8 protein-coding genes and 1 pseudogene are annotated in these 6,125 nt (G+C 68.4%); 1 reads left to right on the forward strand and 8 read right to left on the reverse strand.

All coding sequences use genetic code 11. The features are described 5' to 3' along the window. The 7 genes and pseudogenes from Q1V87_RS13155 to Q1V87_RS13185 all read right to left on the reverse strand — a co-directional run. Window positions 1-537, reverse strand: a pseudogene (locus tag Q1V87_RS13155) (carbohydrate ABC transporter permease); the annotation flags it as partial. Window positions 538-545: 8 nt separating this feature from the next. Further along, complete coding sequence (locus Q1V87_RS13160) at window positions 546-1,526, reverse strand: carbohydrate ABC transporter permease (RefSeq protein ID WP_062637302.1); 981 nt, start codon at window positions 1,524-1,526, stop codon at window positions 546-548. Window positions 1,527-1,533: 7 nt separating this feature from the next. Beyond that, window positions 1,534-2,439: a phosphodiesterase gene (locus Q1V87_RS13165; RefSeq protein ID WP_005052799.1), complete on the reverse strand. Its 906-nt coding sequence runs from the start codon at window positions 2,437-2,439 to the stop codon at window positions 1,534-1,536. Window positions 2,440-2,457: 18 nt separating this feature from the next. Continuing rightward, a complete protein-coding gene (locus Q1V87_RS13170; protein WP_005052798.1) occupies window positions 2,458-3,288 on the reverse strand; it encodes a tyrosine-protein phosphatase in 831 nt (276 codons plus the stop codon). Then, window positions 3,285-4,118 carry an extracellular solute-binding protein gene (locus Q1V87_RS13175; protein ID WP_005052797.1) on the reverse strand — a complete coding sequence of 278 codons (834 nt, stop codon included), beginning with the start codon at window positions 4,116-4,118 and terminating at the stop codon, window positions 3,285-3,287. The genes Q1V87_RS13170 and Q1V87_RS13175 overlap by 4 nt, the downstream gene beginning before the upstream one ends. Before the next feature lie 102 nt (window positions 4,119-4,220). Beyond that, a complete protein-coding gene (locus Q1V87_RS13180) occupies window positions 4,221-4,811 on the reverse strand; it encodes an SIS domain-containing protein (protein WP_005052796.1) in 591 nt (196 codons plus the stop codon). Further along, complete coding sequence (locus Q1V87_RS13185) at window positions 4,727-5,143, reverse strand: MurR/RpiR family transcriptional regulator (RefSeq protein ID WP_165801295.1); 417 nt, start codon at window positions 5,141-5,143, stop codon at window positions 4,727-4,729. The genes Q1V87_RS13180 and Q1V87_RS13185 overlap by 85 nt, the downstream gene beginning before the upstream one ends. A 117-nt stretch (window positions 5,144-5,260) precedes the next feature. Between Q1V87_RS13185 and Q1V87_RS13190 the strand changes: the two genes are divergently transcribed. Then, on the forward strand, window positions 5,261-5,611 hold the full coding sequence (locus tag Q1V87_RS13190; RefSeq protein ID WP_005052795.1) for a hypothetical protein: 351 nt from the start codon (window positions 5,261-5,263) through the stop codon (window positions 5,609-5,611). Between the two features lie 116 nt (window positions 5,612-5,727). On the opposite strand, the gene Q1V87_RS13195 is transcribed toward Q1V87_RS13190, so the two are convergent. Beyond that, window positions 5,728-5,937, reverse strand: a complete 210-nt coding sequence (locus Q1V87_RS13195) for a hypothetical protein (RefSeq protein WP_045245741.1) — start codon at window positions 5,935-5,937, stop codon at window positions 5,728-5,730. Window positions 5,938-6,125: the final 188 nt, after the last annotated feature.

Consider the following 6,125-nt stretch of genomic DNA (forward strand, 5'->3'; position numbering starts at 1 on the left):
GAGCTGGGGGATCACGACGCCCCCGACGGTGCCGAGCAGGCCCATCTGCGACACGAGCACATAGTTGGGGATCATCGTGACCTGGAACGGCACGAGCCACGACCCGATGAAGAGGAACATGAGCAGCTTGCGCCCGCGGAAGTCCCACATGGCGAACCCGTAGGCGGCGAGCACGGCGATGAGCAGCTGCGCCACGGCGAGCATGATCGACATCGCGAAGGTGTTCCACAGCATGTTGCCGATGGGGATGGTGTTCCACACGTAGGCGAAGTTCTCGAGGCTGAGCGGCCAGGGCAGCAGCGTCTGGTCGAGCGCGTTCTCGGGGGCGCGGAAGGCGGTGGCGAACATCCAGTACACGGGGAAGACACTGAACAGCGCGAGCATGATCAGCACGACGTGGCCGGCGATGGTGCCGAGGCGGGTGCGGGATGCCACGGCGACATCTTCCGCCGAAGCGGAAGCCGCCCGCACGCGAGCGCCCTTGTGCAGCACGGTGTCGGCGGCGAGCGCCGGCCCGGTGACGGTGACGAATGACATGGGTGGTCCTAGTTGTCGTAGAAGCTGAGCCGCTCCTGCAGCTCGAGGAAGATGAGTGCGATCACGCCGAACCCGACGAAGAAGATCACCCCGGCCGCCGACGAGATGCCCACGTCGAAGTTCTGGAACCCGAACTGGTACAGCAGGTAGTAGATGTTCGTGGTTGAGTTGGTGGGCCCGCCCTGGGTGAGCAGGTCGATGATCGGGTAGGTCCACTGCGCGGCGAGGAGGATCGTCATGAGCGACAGGAAGACCAGGGTCGGTGAGAGCAGCGGCAAGGTGATGCGTCCGAAGATGCGGCCGGCGCCGGCACCGTCGAGTGCGGCGGCTTGACCGTATTCGGGGCTGATGCCGGCGAAGCCGGCGGCGATCACGAGCACGCCGAAGCCCAGCATCTGCCACCCGACGATGACGATGACGGCCCAGATGGCGAGGTCGGGGTCGCGGAAGACGTTCGGCATGTCGACGCCGAAGTGCGCGAGCACGGTGGCGAATGCCCCCTGCTCGGCGAACAGCCACCGCCACACGGCGCTGGTGGCGACGGGGGTGATGAGGAACGGCACGAAGATCAGCGCCTGATAGAAGGTGCGCATTCGCCCCCGCACCTGCCGTGACATGACGGCGATCGCGATCGGCAGCACGAGCGAGAAGACGAAGAACGCGGCGATGTAGACGACGGTGTTCAGCAGCGCGGTGTGCAGCTCGGGCAGCGCCAGCACCTCGGCGTAGTTCGACCCGCCGACGAACGTCTTGGGGCTTGTGGGCAGCAGGTTCCAGTCGTAGAACGACAGGCCGAACGTCTGGGCGAGGGGACTGTAGGTCCAGAGGATGAGGAACGCGGTGCCCGGCAGCACATACAGGTAGGGCAGCAGGCTCTGGGGCCGAAAGCGCGAGCGGCGCACGACGGGCGCGGATGCCTCGGCCGGAGCCGCGCCCGCTCCCTCGGCCGGCGCAGCGGCGGCCGAGGGAGCGGAGACGGTGACGAACATGGGCTGACTACTCTCCCGCCGACGCGTTGACGGCGGCGAGCTGCTCGTCGGGGGTCATGTTCATGAACGCCTCGAGCATCTCGGGAGTCATCTCGTAGACGGTCGGGAACTGCCCGATCGGCACGACGGAGTGCAGCACCCGGTCGCCGTAGACGTGCACGAGGTTGTAGGACTGGCCGCCGTCCTGGCCGCGGGCACCGGGGTAGGCGACGGCGAGGTCCTGCGTGTAGCAGGTCGCCGACGCGACCGACACGGGCACGCCCGCGAACGTGCTGGTGGTCGAGTAGTGCAGGTGACCGCCCAGGATGCCGCGCACGTCGGTGCCCCGGATGACCTCGGCGAGGCGCTCCTGGTCGCGCAGCTCGACCAGGGCGATGAGCCCGATCGGGCTCGGCACGGGCGGGTGGTGCAGCGCGATGAGGGTGCCGTCGGGCGCGGGGACTTCGAGCTCGCGGCGCAGCCACGCCAACTGCTCGTCGCTGATCTCGCCGTGGTGCTGCCCGGGCACCGTCGAGTCGAGCGCGATGATGCGCAGACCGTTGACGTCGTAGACGCGGTCGACGGGCTCGGACTGGTCGGCCTCCTCGTCGAGCAGGCCGCGGCGGAACGCGACGCGCTCGTCGTGATTGCCCATCACCCAGATCACCTGGGCACCGAGCTTCTCGGCGGCGGGCTCGACGATGGCCCGCAGGCGCTCGTAGGCGTCGGGGCGGCCGGTGTCGGCGAGGTCGCCGGTGAACACGATCGCTTCGGGGCGGGCGTTGGCCTTGGTGAAGCCGTCGAACAGCTCTGCGAGGTTCTTGTCACTGTCGATGCGCTCGTGCAGCAGGTCGCCGTCGCCCACGAAGTGGGTGTCAGAGACATGCAGGATGAAGTGCTCGGGAGCGGGATGCTGGCTCGCGATGTGCGACATGGTGTGTGTTCCTTCCGATCAGACCGCGGTGGCGGCGGGGTCGATGATCACGGCGGTGAGACGCTCGAGCTCGGTGGGGGTGAGTCCGTGGGCGAGGAGGTAGGCGCTGATCGACCCGTGCTCGCGGTCGATGCGCTCGAGCAGCGCCTCGAGCACCTCGGCGGGGCTCTCGGTGATGAGTTCGACCATTCCCGCGGTCAGTTCGATGCCGCGCTGTTCGAAGACGGCGGTCATCGCGTCTGACCACTCGCCGCGCAGGTTCTCGGCGGTGGCGGCGTAGTCGGCCACGACGTCGTCGCGGTCGACCCCGGCGGCGGCGAGCGCGAAGGCCACGACGAGACCGGTGCGGTCTTTGCCGGCGGTGCAGTGCACGAGCACCGCGTCGTCGTCGTCAGCCGCGATGATCACCCGGATCGCGTCGACCAGCTGCGCCCCGCGCTCGTCGACGATGTGGTCGTAGACGGGCACGAGTCCGACGTGCGTGGTGGCCTGCGCGGCCGGGTCGGCGTCGTCGAACACGGGCAGGTGGTGCACGGTGACCTCGAGCCCGTCGACCGCGCTCGGCGCTGTGGCGCGCTCGTCGCCGCCGCGCAGGTCGATGATGTGGGCGACGCCGATCTCGGCCAGCCGGTCGCGACCGGTCGCGTCGATGCGGTGCAGAGCATCTGACCGCAGCAGCTTGCCCCACCGGCTGGTGCCGCCGGCTGCACGGTAGCCGCCGGTGTCGCGCAGGTTGTAGAGGCCGGCCACGGCGTGGCGACGCTCACGAGGCGCCGCGGTCGCGGCATCCGGCGACGAAGCGGCCGCGGCATCCGTCGCCGAAGGCGTCAGGTCGAGGTCGATGGTCATTCGATCAGCCCCTGCGCGCGCTCGGCGGCCTCGGTCATAGTGGCGGCCGGGTCGGCGCCGTAGAAGACCGCGTCTTCGATGGCGGTGGCGAGCACCTGGTCGACCTGGGCGTAGCTGTCGCCGGGGTACGACACCCACGGCTCGAGCGCGTCGAGCTGCTCGAGGTTGGGCTTCACGAGCGGGTTGGCTTCGACCCAGTCATAGAGCGGTCCGCCCTCGTCGGCCATGCTGCTGCGCAGCGGTAGGTACCCGATCTGGGTCGAGATGATCTCGTAGGCGCGGGGGCTGGTCATGAACTGCATGAGCTCCCACGCGGCGGCCTGCTTGGCGGGGTCGGTGGCGAACATCGCGAGGAACGAGCCCGAGTTGGTGGGCACGACCGCCTGGTCTCCGAACGCGGGCAGGGTGTGAGCGTCGAGGGTCCAGCCACCGGCCTCGGCGCCCATCATGAACGCGCCCTGCAGGGCCGAGCTGTTGACGTGGATCGCGGTCTTCCCCTGCGCGAACGCCTCGTACTGGCTGGTGAAGTCCTCGTTGGTGAGCACGCCGTCCTCGTACATCTCGGTGAAGGTCGCGACCGTATCGATCGCGGCGTCCGAGCCGAACTCGATCGTCGTGCGGTCATCGCTCAGCACCTGGGCGCCGTTCGAGAGGAAGAGGCCCTGCATGCACCAGCTGCCGCCGGTGATCACGCACGACGCGCTCATCGAGGGGGCACCGGTGGACTCGGTGATCTGCGCGGCGGCGTCTTCGATGATCAGGTCGATATCACTGACGGCGGCGGTGCTCTTGAAGGAGCGACCGACACCAGAGAGCTGGATCGTTCCCATGAGTCGCCTTCTGCAAGCGACCTGACGAACCGGGGCCTTCCCGCGAAATCCGCTTGCAGAGCTATTGCAATCGAGGAAAGTGAATTTCCTGCAAACGGAGTGTCAACGCCCATCGCCGTGGTCGATAACGTCTGGCACGTCGGATGCCTCGGCGTCGGAGCCGTCGTCGGCGACGATGTCGAGCACCTCTTCGCGCACCGCGAGGCGCGCGCGGTCGGCGGCGTCGCTCATGCGGTCGGCGACGGCGATCTGCAGGGCGTTGAGCACGAGCAGCTGTACGAGCCCGCTGCCGAGAATGCCTTGATCCCACGCCTGGAAGCGCGCACCGGCGACGAGCAGGTGGTCGGCGCGGGTGGTGAGCGGGGTACGGGCGAAGCTCGTGACCCCGATCACGGTGGCGCCGGCGTCGACGGCGGCGTCCGCAACCGCGAGGGTCACCGAGTTGGCGCCACTCGAGCTGACGATGAGGCACACATCACCGGGGGCGAGCACGCGGGCGGTGAGGTGGGCGACCACGCCGTCAGCGGGCGCTTCGCAGGGCCGGCCGTTGACGGCGAACGCGACGGCCGACGCCTGGGCGGCGGCGTGCGAGGCGCCGGTGCCCGAGATCAGCAGGCGCGGCGCGCGGGCGATGGCGTCGGCAGCGGCGTCGAACGCGACCGGGTCGATCGAGGCGAGCGCGGTCTGCAGCATCCCACCCGCCCCTCGGCCAGCCACCGCAGAAAGCCCTCGGTGCCGGCGGGTGCGTCGGGCGCGGCGGTGGCGTCGGCGGCGAGGTCACGCACGAGCAGCATGCGCAGGTGCTGAAAGCTGCGCAGCCCCAGCGCCTGGGCGGTGCGGCTGACGGTGGCCGGCGACGTGTTGGCGGCTTCGGCGAGGTCGGCGCCCGACATGTCGACCACGTCGTGGGGTCGCTCGGCGCAGATGCGGGCGACGCGCTGCGCGCTCGGTACGAGCGACGGCAGGATCGAGAGGATGTGGTCGATGGTTCCGCCGAGCGGCGGCTCGTTGAGGGGCGAGTTCATGTAGCCGGTGATCACCTTTCGGGTTCGCCGCACATCGTATGGGCGCAATGCGACCACGACCCCAACCATAGGTGAACGCAGCGTTCATCGCCTCCGCTATCCGCGAAAGGCAATTTCATGACCTCCCTGCGTCCGCTCGAGCTCCCGAACAGTGCCATGCCCGCAAGGAAGTCGGCCAAGGGTGACTCGACCGAAGACGCCCACCTCGAGCGCCGCGATGGCGCCTACGATGACCGTCCGTGCGAGCCAGAGCCACGTGATCTGTCGATCCCGGCGGTCAAGCGCTCGAACGTTCCGCACGTCGATGTTCCGCTGGCGGGGGCGCCGGGGCAGCAGACACCGGTAACCAACGACGCGAAGAAGCCTGCCACGACGATGACGCCCGCAGCGCGGAACCAGAGGGCGGGGGCGACGCGCGAAACTGATCCTGCTCATGGCCCGATCAGACCGATGGCCACTCAGACGTGAAAGGGGAGACATCGCGCCCGGGCCGAACCGTCGCACGCTGACGTCCCCTCACCGCGCAGTGCCCGCAAGGGGATGGTAGATGGGCGAGCAGTTCTGGGACTCTGGTCGACGATTCTTCAGCTCGCCTGTGGAAGTCCCTGGGACAACGCCTGTCGGATTCTCCAAACAGGAAAACCGCTGAGCTGCGCAATCAAGTCCACATCGAACTCGTGCTCGAAGTAGGCCACCCGCACCGCCCGGATGCGCGACGGATTGTCACCGAAAGCCAGTGTGAACTCGGTGGCGTAGCGCTCCCAGACGCTGAACTCATACCCCGGTGCCGTCACGATGCATTCACCTCATCCCGGGTGCAACTCTCAGGAGTGGTCGCGGTGCTAATGCGATGCTACGACACCCGTGTTAACGCCAGGACACAAGGAGATTCCGGGAAAGCTCGCTACGCACGGTGTGCACCGATACGGGGATGGCCCGCCCGGGGTGCATGGTTCACACCGGGGTGACCAAGGGAATTGGG

It is taken from the genome of Microbacterium sp. (genome assembly GCF_030149085.1).
GTDB lineage: Bacteria > Actinomycetota > Actinomycetes > Actinomycetales > Microbacteriaceae > Microbacterium.

Bases quoted from the DNA above. Each gene is read 5' to 3' on its own strand.
- Q1V87_RS13160 (WP_062637302.1), bottom strand. From the start codon at position 1,526: ATGTTCGTCACCGTCTCCGCTCCCTCGGCCGCCGCTGCGCCGGCCGAG.
- Q1V87_RS13165 (WP_005052799.1), bottom strand. From the start codon at position 2,439: ATGTCGCACATCGCGAGCCAGCATCCCGCTCCCGAGCACTTCATCCTG.
- Q1V87_RS13170 (WP_005052798.1), bottom strand. From the start codon at position 3,288: ATGACCATCGACCTCGACCTGACGCCTTCGGCGACGGATGCCGCGGCC.
- Q1V87_RS13175 (WP_005052797.1), bottom strand. From the start codon at position 4,118: ATGGGAACGATCCAGCTCTCTGGTGTCGGTCGCTCCTTCAAGAGCACC.
- Q1V87_RS13180 (WP_005052796.1), bottom strand. From the start codon at position 4,811: ATGCTGCAGACCGCGCTCGCCTCGATCGACCCGGTCGCGTTCGACGCC.
- Q1V87_RS13185 (WP_165801295.1), bottom strand. From the start codon at position 5,143: ATGAACTCGCCCCTCAACGAGCCGCCGCTCGGCGGAACCATCGACCAC.
- Q1V87_RS13190 (WP_005052795.1), top strand. From the start codon at position 5,261: ATGACCTCCCTGCGTCCGCTCGAGCTCCCGAACAGTGCCATGCCCGCA.